At 58.0% G+C, this 17,085-nt stretch carries 17 protein-coding genes and 4 tRNA genes; 14 read left to right on the top strand and 7 right to left on the bottom strand.

The window, feature by feature from the left end:
• Positions 1-79 precede the first annotated feature (79 nt).
• The 7 genes from alaS to mgtE all read left to right on the top strand — a co-directional run bounded on the left by alaS (position 80) and on the right by mgtE (position 6,679).
• Complete coding sequence (alaS, locus tag HKK54_RS02190; RefSeq protein WP_169386035.1) at positions 80-2,698, top strand: alanine--tRNA ligase; 2,619 nt, start codon at positions 80-82, stop codon at positions 2,696-2,698.
• Between the two features lie 95 nt (positions 2,699-2,793).
• Complete coding sequence (locus HKK54_RS02185; protein WP_010165647.1) at positions 2,794-4,035, top strand: aspartate kinase; 1,242 nt, start codon at positions 2,794-2,796, stop codon at positions 4,033-4,035.
• A 186-nt stretch (positions 4,036-4,221) separates the two neighbouring features.
• Positions 4,222-4,410 (top strand): carbon storage regulator CsrA, encoded by a 189-nt coding sequence (gene csrA / locus HKK54_RS02180; protein ID WP_002554426.1) that lies wholly within the window; start codon positions 4,222-4,224, stop codon positions 4,408-4,410.
• 62 nt (positions 4,411-4,472) lie between these two features.
• A tRNA-Ser gene (locus tag HKK54_RS02175) sits at positions 4,473-4,563 on the top strand.
• Between the two features lie 108 nt (positions 4,564-4,671).
• Positions 4,672-4,748: transfer RNA gene (locus HKK54_RS02170), tRNA-Arg, on the top strand.
• 72 nt (positions 4,749-4,820) lie between these two features.
• Positions 4,821-4,897 (top strand) — tRNA-Arg (locus tag HKK54_RS02165).
• A gap of 339 nt (positions 4,898-5,236) precedes the next feature.
• On the top strand, positions 5,237-6,679 hold the full coding sequence (gene mgtE / locus HKK54_RS02160) for a magnesium transporter (protein ID WP_010165747.1): 1,443 nt from the start codon (positions 5,237-5,239) through the stop codon (positions 6,677-6,679).
• Positions 6,680-6,783: 104 nt separating this feature from the next.
• On the opposite strand, the gene HKK54_RS02155 is transcribed toward mgtE, so the two are convergent.
• From HKK54_RS02155 to HKK54_RS02145, 3 genes are all read right to left on the bottom strand, one after another.
• Entirely contained in the window at positions 6,784-7,110 is a 327-nt protein-coding gene (locus HKK54_RS02155) for an Arc family DNA-binding protein (protein ID WP_003175643.1), read from the bottom strand.
• A gap of 436 nt (positions 7,111-7,546) precedes the next feature.
• Positions 7,547-7,726: a PA3371 family protein gene (locus tag HKK54_RS02150; RefSeq protein WP_010165753.1), complete on the bottom strand. Its 180-nt coding sequence runs from the start codon at positions 7,724-7,726 to the stop codon at positions 7,547-7,549.
• Between the two features lie 20 nt (positions 7,727-7,746).
• Entirely contained in the window at positions 7,747-7,974 is a 228-nt protein-coding gene (locus HKK54_RS02145) for a hypothetical protein (protein WP_010165755.1), read from the bottom strand.
• A gap of 337 nt (positions 7,975-8,311) precedes the next feature.
• On the opposite strand from HKK54_RS02145, the gene HKK54_RS02140 reads away from it, so the two are divergent.
• Positions 8,312-8,388 (top strand) — tRNA-Arg (locus HKK54_RS02140).
• Positions 8,389-8,731: 343 nt separating this feature from the next.
• On the top strand, positions 8,732-10,120 hold the full coding sequence (locus HKK54_RS02135) for an MFS transporter (protein ID WP_169386034.1): 1,389 nt from the start codon (positions 8,732-8,734) through the stop codon (positions 10,118-10,120).
• Between the two features lie 61 nt (positions 10,121-10,181).
• Here the strand turns inward: HKK54_RS02135 and HKK54_RS02130 are convergent, their stop codons facing one another.
• The 4 genes from HKK54_RS02130 to flgA all read right to left on the bottom strand — a co-directional run bounded on the left by HKK54_RS02130 (position 10,182) and on the right by flgA (position 12,773).
• The gene (locus HKK54_RS02130) at positions 10,182-10,931 is read right to left on the bottom strand and encodes a flagellar brake protein (protein WP_010165759.1); all 750 of its coding nucleotides are present in this window, start codon (positions 10,929-10,931) and stop codon (positions 10,182-10,184) included.
• Between the two features lie 95 nt (positions 10,932-11,026).
• A complete protein-coding gene (locus HKK54_RS02125) occupies positions 11,027-11,494 on the bottom strand; it encodes a flagella synthesis protein FlgN (protein ID WP_169386033.1) in 468 nt (155 codons plus the stop codon).
• A 48-nt stretch (positions 11,495-11,542) separates the two neighbouring features.
• Positions 11,543-11,866, bottom strand: coding sequence for a flagellar biosynthesis anti-sigma factor FlgM (gene flgM / locus HKK54_RS02120; RefSeq protein WP_169386032.1), 324 nt, complete (start codon positions 11,864-11,866; stop codon positions 11,543-11,545).
• A 142-nt stretch (positions 11,867-12,008) separates the two neighbouring features.
• Positions 12,009-12,773 carry a flagellar basal body P-ring formation chaperone FlgA gene (gene flgA, locus HKK54_RS02115; protein WP_169386031.1) on the bottom strand — a complete coding sequence of 255 codons (765 nt, stop codon included), beginning with the start codon at positions 12,771-12,773 and terminating at the stop codon, positions 12,009-12,011.
• Positions 12,774-12,853: 80 nt separating this feature from the next.
• Between flgA and HKK54_RS02110 the strand changes: the two genes are divergently transcribed.
• The 5 genes from HKK54_RS02110 (at position 12,854) to flgC (ending at position 17,071) form a co-directional block, all read left to right on the top strand.
• Positions 12,854-13,786 carry a chemotaxis protein CheV gene (locus HKK54_RS02110; protein WP_003214250.1) on the top strand — a complete coding sequence of 311 codons (933 nt, stop codon included), beginning with the start codon at positions 12,854-12,856 and terminating at the stop codon, positions 13,784-13,786.
• A 43-nt stretch (positions 13,787-13,829) separates the two neighbouring features.
• Positions 13,830-14,657, top strand: a complete 828-nt coding sequence (cheR, locus tag HKK54_RS02105; protein WP_010165768.1) for a protein-glutamate O-methyltransferase CheR — start codon at positions 13,830-13,832, stop codon at positions 14,655-14,657.
• Between the two features lie 108 nt (positions 14,658-14,765).
• Positions 14,766-15,987 (top strand): IS3 family transposase gene (locus HKK54_RS02100; protein ID WP_442962319.1). Its coding sequence is split into 2 segments (ribosomal slippage): positions 14,766-15,136 and positions 15,135-15,987, totalling 1,224 coding nucleotides; the frame shifts between segments, so codons are not numbered across the junction.
• 220 nt (positions 15,988-16,207) lie between these two features.
• Positions 16,208-16,615, top strand: coding sequence for a flagellar basal body rod protein FlgB (flgB, locus tag HKK54_RS02095; protein WP_003214246.1), 408 nt, complete (start codon positions 16,208-16,210; stop codon positions 16,613-16,615).
• Positions 16,616-16,618: 3 nt separating this feature from the next.
• Positions 16,619-17,071: a flagellar basal body rod protein FlgC gene (gene flgC, locus HKK54_RS02090; protein WP_003214244.1), complete on the top strand. Its 453-nt coding sequence runs from the start codon at positions 16,619-16,621 to the stop codon at positions 17,069-17,071.
• Positions 17,072-17,085 lie beyond the last annotated feature (14 nt).

The raw sequence follows: 17,085 nt of genomic DNA, 5'->3' as shown, positions 1-17,085 counted from the left end.
ATAATGCGGCCCTTTGCCGTCGCTCCGTCTGATGACGTTTAGCACTGGCCTTTGGCCGCAGCCTCCGTGGAAGAACCTAATGAAAAGCGCAGAAATCCGTGAAGCCTTCCTTCGCTTCTTCGAAGAGCAAGGTCACACCCGTGTCGCCTCCAGCTCCTTGATCCCAGGCAATGACCCAACCCTGCTGTTCACTAACGCGGGGATGAACCAGTTCAAGGACTGCTTCCTGGGCCAGGAAAAGCGCGCCTACACCCGCGCCACCAGCAGCCAGAAGTGCGTACGCGCCGGCGGCAAGAACAGCGACCTGGAAAACGTGGGCTACACCGCCCGCCACCACACCTTCTTCGAGATGCTGGGTAACTTCAGCTTCGGCGACTATTTCAAGAAAGATGCGATCACCTTCGCCTGGACCTTCCTGACCGGCGTGCTGAAGCTGCCGAAGGAAAAGCTCTGGGTGACCGTCTACGCCACCGATGACGAAGCCTACGACATCTGGACCCAGCAGATCGGTGTGCCGGTTGAGCGCATGATTCGCATCGGCGACAACAAAGGCGCGCCTTACGCCTCCGACAACTTCTGGACCATGGGCGATACCGGCCCGTGCGGCCCCTGCACCGAGATCTTCTACGATCACGGCGCCGACATCTGGGGTGGCCCACCGGGCTCGCCGGAAGAAGACGGCGATCGCTACATCGAAATCTGGAACAACGTGTTCATGCAGTTCAACCGCACCGCCGATGGCGTGTTGCATCCGCTGCCAGCCCCGTCGGTCGACACCGGCATGGGCCTGGAGCGGATCAGTGCGGTGATGCAGCACGTTCACTCCAACTACGAGATCGACCTGTTCACCAACCTGCTGAGCGCTTCGGCTGCGGCCATTGGCTGCGCCAACGACAATCAGTCGTCGCTCAAGGTCGTGTCGGACCACATCCGTTCCTGCGGCTTCCTGATCGCTGACGGTGTGCTGCCGTCGAACGAAGGCCGTGGCTATGTGCTGCGCCGCATCATCCGTCGCGCCTGCCGTCACGGTAACAAGCTGGGCGCTACCGGCAGCTTCTTCTACAAGATCGTTGCCGCGCTGGTGGCCGAGATGGGCGATGCCTTCCCGGAACTCAAGCAGCAGCAAGCCAACATCGAGCGCGTGCTCAAGGCTGAAGAAGAGCAGTTCTCCAAGACCCTGGAGCACGGCCTGAAGATCCTCGAACAGGACCTGGCTGAGCTTAAAGGCACCGTGGTGCCGGGCGACGTGGTGTTCAAGCTGTACGACACCTACGGTTTCCCGATGGACCTGACCGCCGACATCGCCCGTGAACGCGAGCTGACCATCGACGAAGCAGGCTTTGAGCGTGAGATGGAAGCCCAGCGCGTCCGCGCCCGTTCCGCCAGCTCCTTTGGCCTGGACTACAACACCCTGGTAAAGGTTGATGTGGCCACTTCGTTCATTGGTTATGAGGCCACCGTTGGCTCGGCCAAGATCGTGGCTATCTATAAGGACGGCAAGTCGGTCGACGTGCTGAACGAAGGTGACGAGGCGGTTGTGGTCCTCGACCAGACCCCGTTCTACGCCGAGTCCGGTGGCCAGGTCGGCGACTGTGGTTTCCTGAGCTCGACCTCCGGTCGTTTTGACGTGCGCGACACCACCAAGACCGGCGGTGCGTTCCTGCACCACGGCTTGCTGGTGCTGGGTAACCTGACCGTCGGTGCGCCGGTGGACACTCAGGTAGATGCCGACGTACGGCATGCAACTGCTTTGAATCATTCGGCCACTCACTTGCTGCACGCCGCGTTGCGTCAGGTATTGGGTGAGCATGTGCAGCAGAAAGGTTCGTTGGTGGACAGCCAGCGCCTGCGCTTTGACTTCAGTCATTTCGAGGCGATCAAGCCTGAGCAGTTGAAGGCCCTGGAAGACATCGTCAACGCCGAGATTCGCAAGAACACTCCGGTTGAAACCGAAGAAACCGACATCGAGACCGCCAAGAAGAAGGGCGCCATGGCGCTGTTCGGCGAGAAGTATGGCGACGAAGTGCGCGTGCTGAGCATGGGCGGCAGCTTCTCGGTGGAGCTGTGCGGCGGTATCCACGCCAGCCGTACCGGCGACATCGGCCTGCTGAAAATCATCAGCGAAGGCGGTGTGGCTTCCGGCGTGCGCCGTATTGAAGCGGTCACCGGTGCTGCGGCCCTGGCCTACCTCAATGCGGCTGAAGAACAACTCAAGGAAGCGGCCAGCCTGGTCAAGGGCAGCCGCGACAACCTGATCGACAAGCTCTCCGGTGTACTGGAGCGCAACCGTCAGCTGGAAAAACAGCTGGAGCAGTTGCAGGCCAAGGCGGCCAGCGCGGCGGGCGATGACCTGTCGGCTTCCGCCCTGGACGTCAAAGGCGTGAAGGTCCTGGCCGTGCGCCTGGACGGTCAGGATGGCAAGGCGCTGTTGGCCTTGGTCGATCAGTTGAAGAACAAGCTCGGCCGCGCAGTGATCCTGCTCGGCAGTGTCCATGAGGATAAGGTCGTTCTGGTTGCCGGTGTAACCAAGGACCTGACTGGCCAACTCAAGGCCGGTGATTTGATGAAGCAAGCCGCCGCGGCAGTGGGCGGGAAGGGCGGTGGTCGTCCGGACATGGCGCAAGGCGGTGGTGTAGACGCCGGTGCCCTGGACGCGGCCCTGGCCCTGACCGTGCCGTTTGTCGAGGCAGGTATTTAAGACGCTGTTAATGAGCCCGTGGTCTAGTCACGGGCTCGGTCAGTGCTGGTTGATTGAATAATAGGCGCCCCTTTACGGGCTGAGGCGGCTTAGAAATGGCTTTGATCGTACAGAAATTTGGAGGCACCTCGGTCGGCTCTGTCGAAAGAATCGAGCAGGTCGCCGACAAGGTTAAGAAATTCCGCGATGCCGGCGATGACCTGGTGGTGGTGCTGTCGGCCATGAGCGGCGAGACCAATCGCCTGATCGATCTGGCCAAGCAAATCAGTGGCGATCAACAACCGGTTCCCCGTGAGCTGGATGTGATCATTTCCACCGGTGAGCAGGTGACCATCGCGTTGCTGGCCATGGCGCTGAACAAGCGTGGTGTGCCGGCGGTGTCCTACACTGGCAACCAGGTCCGCATTCTGACGGATAGCGCCCACACCAAGGCGCGCATCCTGCAGATTGATGACCAGAAGATTCGCGCTGACCTGAAGGCCGGTCGTGTGGTGGTTGTCGCCGGTTTCCAGGGCGTCGACGAGCACGGCAACATCACCACCCTTGGTCGTGGTGGTTCCGACACCACCGGCGTGGCGCTGGCGGCAGCCCTGAAGGCTGACGAATGCCAGATCTACACCGATGTGGATGGCGTCTACACCACCGACCCACGGGTTGTGTCCGTGGCCCAGCGCCTGGACAAGATCACCTTTGAAGAGATGCTGGAAATGGCCAGTCTCGGTTCCAAGGTGTTGCAGATCCGTGCTGTTGAGTTTGCCGGCAAGTACAACGTTCCGCTGCGCGTACTGCACAGCTTCAAGGAGGGTCCGGGCACCCTCATTACTATTGATGAAGAGGAATCCATGGAACAGCCGATCATTTCCGGCATCGCTTTTAACCGCGATGAAGCCAAGCTGACCATCCGTGGCGTGCCAGACACCCCGGGCGTGGCCTTCAAGATTCTCGGGCCAATCAGCGGCGAAAACATTGAAGTCGACATGATCGTGCAGAACGTTGCGCACGATAACACCACCGATTTCACCTTCACCGTGCACCGCAACGAGTACGATGCGGCGCAGAAGGTGTTGTTGAACACCGCGAGCGAGATTGGCGCCCGTGAAGTGGTTGGCGATACCAAGATCGCCAAGGTGTCGATCGTGGGCGTGGGCATGCGTTCCCATGCGGGTGTTGCCAGCCGCATGTTCGAAGCCCTGGCCAAGGAAAGCATCAACATCCAGATGATCTCCACGTCGGAAATCAAGGTGTCGGTGGTGATCGAAGAGAAGTACCTGGAACTGGCTGTACGCGCATTGCATACCGCGTTTGAGCTGGACGCTCCGGCCCGACAGGGCGAGTGACGCGTTGCCAGGAAGGCGCGGTTATCCGCGCCTTTCATTTTTTTGCCGGGTGCGTGGTGAAGACCTGTTCTTTTACCTGTGCTCGACAATACTTAGGCGGGTAGGGCTACGGCCATTTGGTTGTAGGTCGAATGCCTTTTTTTTGCAGACTGTTGTTCCCGAAATGAAATGCGTGAGGAGAAAGGTATGCTGATTCTGACTCGTCGATGCGCAGAAAGCCTGATTATTGGTGATGGCGAAATCACCGTGACCGTGCTCGGCGTCAAAGGCAATCAAGTGCGTATCGGGGTTAACGCTCCGAAAGAGGTGGCTGTCCACCGCGAGGAAATCTACCTGCGGATCAAGAAAGAGAAGGACGAAGAACCAAGCCATTAATTTTTATCGTTTTTTATGTTTGCAAACGGGGATGAAGCTGGTTAATATACGCCCCGTGTTGCGGAGAGCTGGCCGAGTGGCCGAAGGCGCTCCCCTGCTAAGGGAGTACACCTCAAAAGGGTGTCGGGGGTTCGAATCCCCCGTTCTCCGCCATTATTTGCTTAGTACGTTGCAATCTGGTTTTTTCGCTAAGTTGTTGAAACTAAACGAAAAAATAGCTTTACATAGAGATTGAACGGCCTATAATGCGCGGCAACAAATGCACTCGTAGCTCAGCTGGATAGAGTACTCGGCTACGAACCGAGCGGTCACAGGTTCGAATCCTGTCGAGTGCACCATTTAAGAGTTAGTTGCAGCAATGCAGGTAGCTTGGCTTCAACCAGTTGTGATCTGGTCTAAAAACACAATCTGCACTCGTAGCTCAGCTGGATAGAGTACTCGGCTACGAACCGAGCGGTCACAGGTTCGAATCCTGTCGAGTGCACCAAACAACAAAAAGCCCGCCTAGTGCGGGCTTTTTGCCGTCTGGGGTTTTTATTTCCCGTCGCGACTTTTTCTCCTGCCCATGTGTTTTCCTTTGGGGCTGCGTCGTCGCAGTTCATATCTGCGGCCAATGCTCAGCTTTGTGTCGCAAGCGCTTGTTCTTTCCAGTTTTTTGACGTTAAAAGCGGTCGCCCGGTGTATCATTGCGCCCGTCAGCCCCGCCGGGGCTTGTGGAACACCTCCATGGACTTACCCAGTAGTTACTCAGTACCCCGTTTTACCAATCATGAATTGACTGATTGATCCTTCCGGCGTGCCCTGCTGCTGGGAGTGGAGTTCGCCTATGACCGAAGTTGAAGTAAAGAAAACACAAGAAAGCCTGCAGGATCGCCTGGCTCAAGTCGTTGAGCTGCTGCAGCGCCAGCGCGTGGTCGAAGACCTGACGCATCGCCAGGAAGGCCCGAATCATGACCGGGTCGAGAACCTGGTTCACCGGCAAAATCTCGTCGAGCTGCAACGCAAGCTCGATGACCTGCACTCCGCCGACGTCGCCTACATCCTCGAAGCCTTGCCGCTTGATGATCGTCTGACCCTCTGGCAGTTGGTCAAGGCTGATCGCGACGGCGACATTCTCCTCGAAGTATCCGACTCGGTCCGTGAAACCCTGATCGCCGACATGGACGATCATGAGCTCCTGGCTGCTGCCAAGGACATGGATGCCGACGAACTCGCTGACCTGGCTTCCGAGCTGCCGCGTGACGTCGTCCATGAGCTGATGGAAACCCTCGACGGCCAACAGCGTGAGCGTGTGCGCTCCGCGTTGTCCTACGACGAGGAGCAAGTCGGCGCGCTGATGGACTTCGAGATGGTCACCATCCGCGAAGACGTCAGCCTGGAAGTGGTTTTGCGTTACCTGCGCCGCCTCAAGGAGCTGCCAGGCCATACCGACAAACTGTTCGTGGTCGATTACGAAGGCATTCTCAAGGGCGTGCTGCCGATCAAGCGCCTGCTGGTCAATGACCCGGAGAAGAAAGTCGCGGACGTCATGGCCAGTGACCCGGTGAGTTTCCATCCCGACGAAGACGCTTACGATGCCGCTCAGGCGTTCGAGCGTTATGACTTGATCTCGGCCCCGGTGGTCGACAAGAACGGCAAGCTGATCGGCCGTCTGACCATCGATGAAATGGTCGACCTGATTCGTGAGGAGAGCGAAAGCGAAGTCCTCAACATGGCGGGTCTGCGGGAAGAAGAAGACATTTTTGCGTCAGTCTGGAAATCCCTGCGTAACCGCTGGGCCTGGCTGGCGGTCAATTTGATTACCGCGTTTATTGCTTCACGGGTCATCGGCCTGTTCGAGGGCTCCATCGAGAAGCTGGTGGCCTTGGCTGCACTGATGCCGATTGTGGCGGGTATTGGCGGTAACTCGGGTAACCAGACCATCACCATGATCGTACGTGCCATGGCGCTGGATCAGGTGGGCACCGGGCACGGTAAGCGGTTGATGCGCAAGGAGCTTGCGGTCGCGCTGATCAATGGCCTGGTGTGGGGTGGTGTCATCGGTATCGTGGCGTACCTGCTGTATGGCAGTTGGTCGCTCGGGGTGGTCATGACTGCGGCCATGACGCTTAACCTGCTGCTGGCGGCCCTGATGGGGGTGCTGATTCCAATGACCCTGGTGCGCCTTGGGCGGGACCCGGCCATGGGCGCCAGTGTGATGATCACGGCCATGACTGACAGTGGCGGCTTCTTCATCTTCCTGGGCTTGGCCACCATCTTCCTGCTTTGATCCCTTCTCCCGATCAAGGGGCTTGTGCCCCTTGATCCTTTCTTTACCAAATCACAGGCAAAAAAAAGCCAGCGCATGGCTGGCTTTCAGCTTTCGGTTGCCAATCAGTTGGCTTCTGCGGCTGCCTCAACGTCATGTGCAATAAGCGAGACGAGAGCATTTTGCTGGCGGTGGGAGAGCTGACGAAAACGCTGCAGCAGTTCGCGTTCGTGCAGTGACAGCTCGGGGCTGTCCAGGCGCATGCTCAGCTCGTCGCCCAGCGCACCTTCCTGAATCAGGCTTTGTTCCAGGCGTGCGATGATTTCGGAGTTCATGCTGCGGTGATGATTGCGAGCCACCTCGGCAATGCGTTCCCGCATTCCGTCTGGCAGACGTACGACGAACTTGTCAGCCGTACGGCTGGAATAAATTGCCTGTTTCAATGGGCGCATATATTTAACCGGTTAGTTCAGGGGAGCGGTTTTTGGAATTGGCCGCAAGATGAATGTTAGGACAAGGCTTGCTGCCAAATGTTCAACCTGAATTGCAAAGAGGCCGCATCATGCCTCAGATTTGCCAGTTCCTTGGCGTCAATTCTGTGACAAATATTGAACCGGCTACCGGCTTTATGCCAGTACTCATTTCAAAATTTGCGGACTGGTTGGAAAACTTTTCCACGGTTGCACCCAAACAGGGGGCAAGGCCGCGGGCCCTAGGCGCAAAAGGCTTTTCGGGCGCACATCCTATAGCAATATGGCCTTTTGCCCTTAACTTTAAGATTAGTGGCAAATTGCCAATTTACGAGGGCGGAGCGACATATGGTCAGCTGCCCGGACGAATGATCCGGTAGGTGGCAGCTAGTTTCGGAAGGGCGACGAGCGGGGAGATTCAGCGCAGTACGGGGTCGAATTTGATGCGGCGACCAATGACGATTGCCAGTACCCACAGGCTGCCAAACACACCGGCGGCGACGAAAGAGACGGTCTGCAGGTCTTGCGACACTACGTTCAGGCCGAGGCCGGCGCAGGCCAGGGCCAGTGTCAGAAACAGCCAGGCGGGCTTGGTCATGGAATACTCCGGTAAGCGGTTCAGAAAACCCAGTGTTCAGTCGAAGGGGCAGCTTGAGTGCCCTGGGTCAGTTGCAGCGGTGATTGCATGTTCGGCTTCATGACCGCCAGTTGCGGGCGTTGCTGCAGGTGATGGGGGATCGCCTGGCTGACTTGCGCCGCGTCGTCGGAGGTGTTGGATTGAAAATGGAACATCACCAGCGCAGCCAATGCAACGGTATTGAGGGCTAGTAGAAGTGCGCTGTTCATGGGCATGTTCTCCGCAGATGGCTGGGCCGGACTGTATTTGTAGGATAAAGGATTGCAGGTGCCGTGCCAGTCTTTATTTGATAATAAATCCTTTAAAATCAAATAGTTAATTACTGTCCAGGTAGGTGTGATGTTGCAATTTGCAATGATGGCATTTTGGGGGAGTGCATTTTGCACGATGGCTGCGGATTGCCCGTAATCATTGAGCGGAATGCGACTTGCGATCGCGGGCATGGGCCTACACTCAAAAAGCCCACGGACGACATGACAAAATTCACCTGCGCCGTTAACATGCACGCCGTCTATCGCCGCGCCTCTGGCCCGATGGCTGTCATTTGTCCCAGTAGCTCAATTGGATAGAGCATCCCCCTCCTAAGGGGAAGGTTGGCCGTTCGAACCGGCCCTGGGACACCATATAATCGTTGCTGCCCAAGTGGCTGAAACGTCAGAGAGCCCCGATCAGATTTGTCTGGCGGGGCTTTTTTGTGGCTGGGCGTCCAGGTGCGCCAGTCTTTTCAAACACCAACCGAACCTTGCCGGCGTTTGACGTTCACACGGGAGGCAAGAGCGGGGCGACGCAAGTATTCGTCTGCATCGTGTACCTCGCGGGTCATTGTCGAGCGTCTGACACGTAGCCAATTGGCATGAGCAAAATATTCCCCGGCAACCGCGTGTTTTGGCTGTCCGGACCCGACGACGCGGGACTATCATTCCGGTAGCCCTGAACCCCCACTGCAAGGAGCCGCTCGGAACGCCGATGCGCCAGATCTGGAAATCTTTTCGAGCCCTTTATTTTGCCTCCTTGATGATGCTGATCGGCTCCGGCCTGCTCAGTACTTACCTGGCCTTGCGCCTGGCGGCAGACCACGTCGACAGCCTGTGGGTCGGTGCGTTGATGGCGGCCAACTATTTTGGCCTGGTATTGGGGGGCAAGATCGGTCACCGCCTGATTGCCCGGGTCGGGCATATCCGGGCGTATGCCACCTGTGCCGGGATTGTCGGCGCGGCGGTGCTCGGGCACGGGCTGATCAATTGGCTGCCGGCCTGGATCGTGCTGCGGATGATTGTCGGCCTCGGCATGATGTGCCAGTACATGGTCATCGAGAGCTGGCTCAACGAGCAGGCAGACGCCAAGCAGCGGGGCGTGGTGTTCAGCGGCTACATGATCGCGTCGTACCTGGGCCTGGTGCTGGGCCAACTGATTCTTGTGATGCACCCGCAATTGGGGCTTGAGTTGCTGATGCTGGTCGCGCTGTGTTTTGCGCTGTGCCTGGTACCGGTGGCGATGACTCGCCGCATTCACCCGGCGCCCCTGCACCCGGCGCCGATGGAACCGCGTTTCTTTATCAAGCGGGTGCCACAGTCCCTCAGTACCGTGTTGGGTGCTGGGCTGATCGTGGGTTCGTTCTATGGTTTGGCGCCGCTCTATGCCTCGCAGCAAGGGCTGACCACCGAGCAGGTCGGTCTGTTCATGGGTAGCTGCATCTTCGCCGGGCTGCTGGTGCAATGGCCGCTGGGCTGGTTGTCTGACCGCTATGACCGCGCGCTGTTGATCCGCTGCTTCGCCTTGTGCCTGGCGGTGGCCGCGCTGCCGCTGGCGATCATGAGTCAGGTGCCGCTGGAAGTGCTGTTTGTTGCGGGCTTTCTCTGCTCCCTGGTGCAATTCTGCCTGTATCCGTTGGCCGTGGCGTTCTCCAATGACCACGTCGAGGGCGATCGCCGGGTGTCGCTCACGGCAATGTTGCTGGTGACCTACGGGGTCGGCGCGAGTGTCGGTCCGCTGTTGGCAGGTGTGGTGATGAAGCTGTTCGGCAGCCACATGCTGTACGCGTTTTTCAGCCTGTGTGCGTTGATCCTGGTCTGGCGCATCCGGCCGAAGGCGGTCACCAACCTGCATCAGGTGGACGACGCACCGCTGCACCACGTGGCGATGCCCGACAGCATGTCCAGTTCGCCACTGGTGGCATGCCTCGACCCGCGTGTGGATGAGCAGGTGGTGCAGGAGCAGATGCAGACCGCCGTTCCGGACCCGGAGCCCGAGGTGGATCCCGAGCCGGTGGTGGATGAGCCGGAACTTGTCACCGAGCCCCTGGAGCATCCGGACCCGGATGATCACCCTCACGACCTGAGCAGGGCGCGCCCCTGAAAGCAAAAACGGGCAGTTCCTTTAAGGAGCTGCCCGTTTTTTTTTCGCGGCCTTTTACTGCTTAAAGATCGTCGTCCTTGTCGAACCGACGCGCTTCGCGCTGCAGTTGGTAGACGAACCGTTCGACCTGGCGCTGCACCAGCCCGCTCATGTTGTGAAAGCGCACGCCGGCGAAGGTGGTGTTGATCCTTTCTTCGAAGTGCAGATAGCGCAGTTCCACCGAGGTGGTCATGCTGCCAAAGGGCAGGGCGGCGATGAAGCGGTCGTAGACCTGGCCCAGTTGCAGGCGCTCGGAGATGTCCCCTTCGAAACGCAATTTGCAGCCGGTGGCGGAAATATCCAGCAGCTTGCCGCCGATGGGGGCCTTGAGTTTTTCACCGCCCAGCTCGACGTTCACCAGTTGCGCCAGCTTCAGGGCCGCGCGGAACGCATTGCGGCGCTGATGGTAAATCACTTCGTCGGGCATGCTGCCGCGATAAACGCGGTGGCCGTGGGCTTCGTCAAGGGTCAGGGTGCCGTTGCTTTCCCAGGCCACTCGCACGCCATCATGAAAACCTTCGATACGGAAAGCTTCGCCATTCTCAAGGTAGCGTTCGCCGTCACGCGGGATCATTTCGTCCAGGGCCAGCGACTTGCTGTCCCGGTCGACTTCGACCAGGTAGCTTTGAAAGCGCTGGTTGCGTTCGTGGAAGGTGATGATCAGCGGGTCGTGGCTCTCTTGCAGCATCCGCAAGGTGCCCGCGATTTCCAGCGGCGTGGTGAGTACCTTGGGTGGCTGCGGAGCATCTTCCGCGTTAAGGGCGTTGAACACGGTTCTTCCATCTCCAGACAAAATACGACTACACGCAAGTGCTTTCATTTTGCCAGCATGTGGCGCGCCTTGGATAGGGCGCGCTTAAACTGGTTTCAGGCTTGGCTGCGGGTGCTTGGCTTGGCCAGGCGTGAGGTGGAGCCTTGAGCGTTGTAGAGGGCTGGAGGCTCGCCGCCGTGGAGGATACGCAACTGATTGGCGGTCGTGGCTTGTTGACGCTGGATCGCCTGGCCGTTGACGATGTTGGTTTCCTGGCACAGGGTCAGCAACTGGTTGAGTTCTTTGCTCTGGGCCAGCAACTGGTCGCCGACCGTGGAGTGGCTGGCGAGTTGCTCCAGGCCTTTGTGGTCGGCAGGCAGGCCCAGGCTGACGAGAATCTGGCTGCGTTTCTTGCCGTGTTGTTCCAGCAGGACGATCAGCGATTGCTTGCGAGCCAGAATTTCTTCCAGCATGCGCATGTCGCGGCCGAACAGGGCCAGGGATTCTTCCCGAAGTAACTCCAGCAACTGCTGTGCGGGAGTCAAATCTTCAATGATCAGTTGTAGCAAGTTTTCGTCGTGCATGGCTGGCCTTGGGGTTTAAGCGTCCAAAAGCCTGGCGCAGGCCTTTGCCTAGCGCTCGGCTTCGAAGTTAAGCAGCTTGCTGGCTACACGGTTGCTGTCGACCTTATAGCTGCCATCCGCAATCGCCTGCTTCAATTCGGCCACGCGGGCTTTATTGACAACCGGCTGATCGCTCAGCGAGTCAGTGACCTTCTGCAACTGTTGAGCCTCATTGCTCAGGTGTACCGATTCCCCGCTTTGGCTGGCACCGGCCTGTTCTGTCTTGGCAGGCAGAGGCTGGGACTTGGCTTCAACGCTGTCTTTGGCACCGCTGGTGCGCGAAGAGCCAGGCGTTGGCAGGGCGTTATTCAAACGACTGAAATCGATGACCATGTTAAAAAAACCTCTGGGTATTTGGACGCTTGCCATGTTTTCGGCCATACCCGGACAAACTTTAGGCTCGATTGACAATAAACCTATACGCGATGCTGCTTTGCGCACAGTGTAGGAAAAGCTGGCGTCCTATGCCAGTGATCTATAAAGCCACCTCAACCTGCCCGGGTGCCGTCACCCGGGCCTTGATCACGCGGTTGGAATTGAGGTTCTTGACGCGAATCTGTTCACTCATGCCGCCGTTGGACAGGGCTTCCCCGGGCATTTTTACATTCAGTCCGCCGCTGCTGGCGGAAATCACCACCTGGTCGCCCTTGCGCACCACTTCGGCCTGTTCAAGGTTGACCAGGGTAATCACTTGGTCGGTGACCATTGGTCGGGTAAGTTTCTGCCCGATCGCCTGGTCAACGGACGTGAGGTAGCTCTGGGTGATCAGGCTGATGTCCCGTTCACGCATGGCAACGTCTTCGTAACCAATGATTCCGGTGCGTTTCAACGGCCGGGTCACCACCACCACGTCACGAAACAGCTTGACCTGGGCTGGCACGAACACCGTCCAGGGCGAGGCGCCTTCGCAGCGAACCTTCACGGTCACGCGCCCGATGGGTTGGGCCGGGCTTTCGAGGGAGGCTGTCAATTCCTTGTCGCACATCGGCATGCGCAGGCGCGGATCCAGCTGGTTGACCTGGATTTCATAGCGCCCCGGCGTCTGTGTGGTCGCCAGATAATCTTCTACAGTGAACTCAAGAAAGCCCTGAGTGACGCCGATAAGCAGATCAGGCAAGGTGACGTTACTGGCACGGGCCGGCTGGCCCGCAGCCAGGGCAAGCAACGCCATCGAGACGCAGATCAATCTGCGGTACTGTGGGGATCGGGGGCGTCGGGAAACTGTCGTTTTGATGTCCATGGCCAATAAAAAAGCAAAGCTCGTGCCGTTTAGTGTTGGGTACGCGTCGTACCCCTAAGTTTTAGCGTAGGAGTCTGGGCATGGCCGGTGTAATGGATTCAGTAAACCAGCGCACACAGCTGGTGGGGCAGAATCGCCTGGAGTTGCTGCTGTTTCGTCTGGACGGCAAGCAGCTTTACGGGATTAACGTCTTCAAGGTGCGGGAGGTGCTGCAGTGTCCCAAGCTGACAATAATGCCCAAGTCCAGCCCGGTGGTGTGCGGTGTGGCGAACATCCGTGGCGCGACCATCCCGATTCTTGACCTGGCCATGGCCACCGGTTCGGCGGGTTTGCAGGACCGCGAAAGTCCGTTCGTGATCATCACCGAGTACAACACCAAGACCCAGGGTTTCCTGGTGCGTTCGGTGGAACGCATCGTCAACATGAACTGGGAAGAGATCCATCCGCCGCCCAAGGGCACCGGCCGCGATCACTACCTCACGGCCGTGACGCGGGTCGACAACCAGTTGGTGGAAATCATCGACGTGGAGAAAATCCTCGCCGAAGTGGCGCCGACCTCCGAGGCGATTTCGGTCGGCGTAGTAGACGCCGAGACCGCGCACAAGGCGATCTCGCTGCGGGTGCTGACGGTGGACGACTCCTCGGTGGCACGCAAGCAGGTGTCCCGCTGCCTGCAGACGGTTGGCGTTGAAGTGGTGGCGCTTAATGACGGTCGCCAGGCCCTGGATTACCTGCGCAAGCTGGTGGATGAGGGCAAGAAACCGGAAGAAGAATTCCTGATGATGATCTCCGACATCGAGATGCCGGAAATGGACGGCTACACCCTCACGGCCGAGATACGCAACGACCCACGCATGCAAAAATTACATATCATCCTGCATACTTCGTTGTCCGGTGTATTCAATCAGGCAATGGTCAAGAAGGTCGGTGCCGATGACTTCCTGGCCAAATTCCGCCCTGATGACCTGGCATCCCGGGTAGTTGACCGGATCAAGGCAGCAGATCACGGCTAGGGGCTTTTTCCCTGGCGGTCACACGATTTAAGAGGCGGTATCATTGTCTACGGGTAATTTGGATTTCGAACAGTTCCGGGTCTTCCTGGAAAAAGCCTGTGGCATATTGCTCGGTGAAAACAAGCAGTACCTGGTATCCAGCCGTCTCAACAAACTGATGGAGCAGCAAGGCATCAAGTCCCTCGGGGAGTTGGTGCAGCGGATCCAGGGCCAGCCGCGCAGCGGGCTCAAGGAGATGGTGGTCGATGCCATGACCACCAACGAAACCTTGTGGTTTCGTGACACCTATCCGTTCGAGGTGCTCAAGAACAAGGTGCTGCCCGAGGCCATCAAGGCTGCCCCCGGCCAGCGCCTGCGCATCTGGTCGGCGGCCTGTTCGTCGGGGCAGGAGCCGTATTCGATTTCGATGTCCATCGACGAGTTCGAGCGGACCAACATGGGCCAACTGAAGGCAGGGGCGCAAATCGTTGCCACTGACTTGTCCGGCACCATGCTCACCAATTGCAAGACCGGCGAATACGACAGCCTGGCACTGGGCCGCGGGTTGTCCCCGGAGCGGTTGCAACGTTTCTTCGACCCTAAAGGCGCGGGGCGCTGGGCGGTCAAAGCGCCGATCAAGAGCCGGGTGGAGTTTCGCTCGTTCAATCTGCTGGACAGTTATGCCAGCCTGGGCAAGTTCGACATGGTGTTTTGCCGCAACGTGTTGATCTACTTCTCGGCCGAGGTGAAGAAAGACATTCTGTTGCGCATCCACGGCACCCTCAAGCGTGGCGGTTACCTGTTCCTCGGCGCTTCCGAGGCGCTGAACGGTTTGCCGGATCATTACCAGATGGTGCAGTGCAGCCCGGGGATCATTTACCAGGCCAAGTGATGAGCGCTTGAACAAAAAAGGGAGGCCTGCAGAGGTCTCCCTTTTTTTATGGCCGTGTTCCGTCCTGAATAAGGTTTACACCTTCTGACCCATTCTCAGGAGGGAGTAATGAATACGGGAGAAAGGCGCAGTCAGCGTGATTACACGCTAACCTTTAAATTGTCGGTCGTCGATCAGGTCGAAAAAGGCGAGTTGAGTTATAAAGAGGCTCAAGAGCGCTATGGCATTCAGGGTAAAACGACTGTACTGAATTGGTTACGCAGGCATGGTCGGCAGGACTGGAGTCAAGGCGCGTCCATTCGCTCCAAGAGACCTCGTTCCATGGATGAGCCCGATAAACCGCTGACACCCGAACAGCGAATCAAAGAGCTTGAAGAAAAGCTTGCCCAAGCCAACCAGAAAGCTCAGTTTTTCGAAGCCGTCGTTGATGTTTTGAAGAACGACTTCGGTGTTTCTGTCGTAAAAAGCGATCCGGTAAGTCCTCTCCCAGGGGCAGATCCAAGACCTGAGCATTAGTCGGGCTTGCCAGTTCATGGGGATTTCCCGCCAGGCTTATTACAAGCGCAACCGGGCGTGTGATGCCCGGGCCCGTCATGCCCAGGAAGTGATGGGATTCGTGAGGGAAAAGCGACTTCGGCAACCGCGCATTGGCACCCGAAAACTTCACAATCTAATGCGCACTGAGCCAGAAGTGACCGTAAAGGTTGGTCGAGACCGTTTATTCGATATCTTGCGAGATCGGCGCGAACTGGTTCCCCGCAGACGGGCCTATCACAAAACGACAGACAGCCATCATCGCTTTCGCCGTCATCCAAACCGGCTCAAAGATGGGCCGATTCAGGTAGTCGCCAAGGCGCCAGAGCAAGTATGGGTTGCGGACATCACCTACTTACCAACGCAAACGGGTGTGGCTTATCTGAGTTTGATCACCGATGCGTACTCTCGAAAAATCGTGGGGCACCATATCCATGAAAGCTTGCACGCCGAATCGGTGATCCAGGCGTTCAAAAAAGCCCTCAAGCAGCGGACAACGGAACAACGCCTGGTGCATCACTCGGACAGAGGCGTCCAATACTGCTCCGAGCTTTATCAGCGGTTGCATGCCAAGTACGGCATCACCTGCTCAATGACCGATGGCTACGACTGCTACCAAAATGCATTGGCTGAGCGTGTGAATGGGATTTTGAAAAACGAGTTATTGCTGCATCGCCCCAAAGATTTTGCAGAGGCCATCCGGATGGTAGACGAGTCGGTGCTGATCTATAACAACGAGCGGCCTCATCTGTCGCTGAAATACAAAACGCCCGATGCGGTGCATCGGGCGTTTTGAGGCTAAAACAGGTGTAAACCTATTTCAGGACTAGACACCGCAAAGCGGCAAGCCGGCATTGCCGCTTTACTGGCGTTTCGCGGAAACCCTTTGCCGCTTTTCTGGCATTGCCGCCGGCAATCCTGTCGCAAACCCTTGATTTACGGCGCTCCGGCAACTTGGCATGGCCCTTGCTAAATCCTAGTTACGAAAAGCAGGTCAGCCCCTAAAGGTTTCCGCCATGAGCATCAGCTTCGATAAAGCGCTCGGTATCCACGAACAAGCCCTGGGCTTCCGCGCCCAGCGTGCCGAAGTCCTGGCCAACAACATTGCCAACGCCGACACCCCGAACTACAAGGCTCGGGACCTGGACTTCTCTGCCGTGCTCGCCGCACAGCAAGACAAGACCAAGAACGGCACCTTCGCCCTGAACATGACCAACAGCCGTCATATCGAAGCGCAAGGCCTGGGCAATGGTGACGAGTCGCTGTTGTATCGCACGCCGATGCAACCGTCGATCGACCAGAACACCGTGGACGCCCAGCTGGAGCAATCGGCCTACGCCGAGAACTCGGTGAACTTCCAGGCCAGCTTCACCCTGCTCAACAGCAAATTCAAAGGGCTGATGTCAGCCCTGCGTGGAGAGTAAGCCATGTCCCTCGCCAGTGTTTTCAATATTGCCGGTAGTGGCATGAGCGCGCAGACCACGCGCCTCAACACCGTCGCCAGTAACATCGCCAACGCCGAGACCGTGTCGTCGAGCATTGACCAGACCTACCGCGCCCGGCACCCGGTGTTCGCCACCATGTTCCAGGGCGGCCAGGGTGGCCAGAGCGGTAGCGGCGACTCGCTGTTCCAGAACCAGGATGCCGCAGGCCAGGGCGTGCAGGTGCTCGGTGTGGTCGAAGACCAGAGCAACCTCGAAGCCCGCTACGAGCCGAACCACCCCGCCGCGAACGAAAAAGGGTACGTGTACTACCCCAACGTCAACGTGGTCGAGGAAATGGCCGACATGATTTCCGCCAGCCGCTCGTTCCAGACCAACGCGGAAATGATGAACACCGCCAAAACCATGATGCAGAAGGTCCTGACCCTGGGTCAGTGATAAGGGGCGCCAAA

Origin of the sequence: Pseudomonas sp. ADAK13 (assembly GCF_012935715.1) — a bacterium.
GTDB lineage: Bacteria > Pseudomonadota > Gammaproteobacteria > Pseudomonadales > Pseudomonadaceae > Aquipseudomonas.
This window is presented reverse-complemented; position numbering and strand designations above follow the sequence as displayed.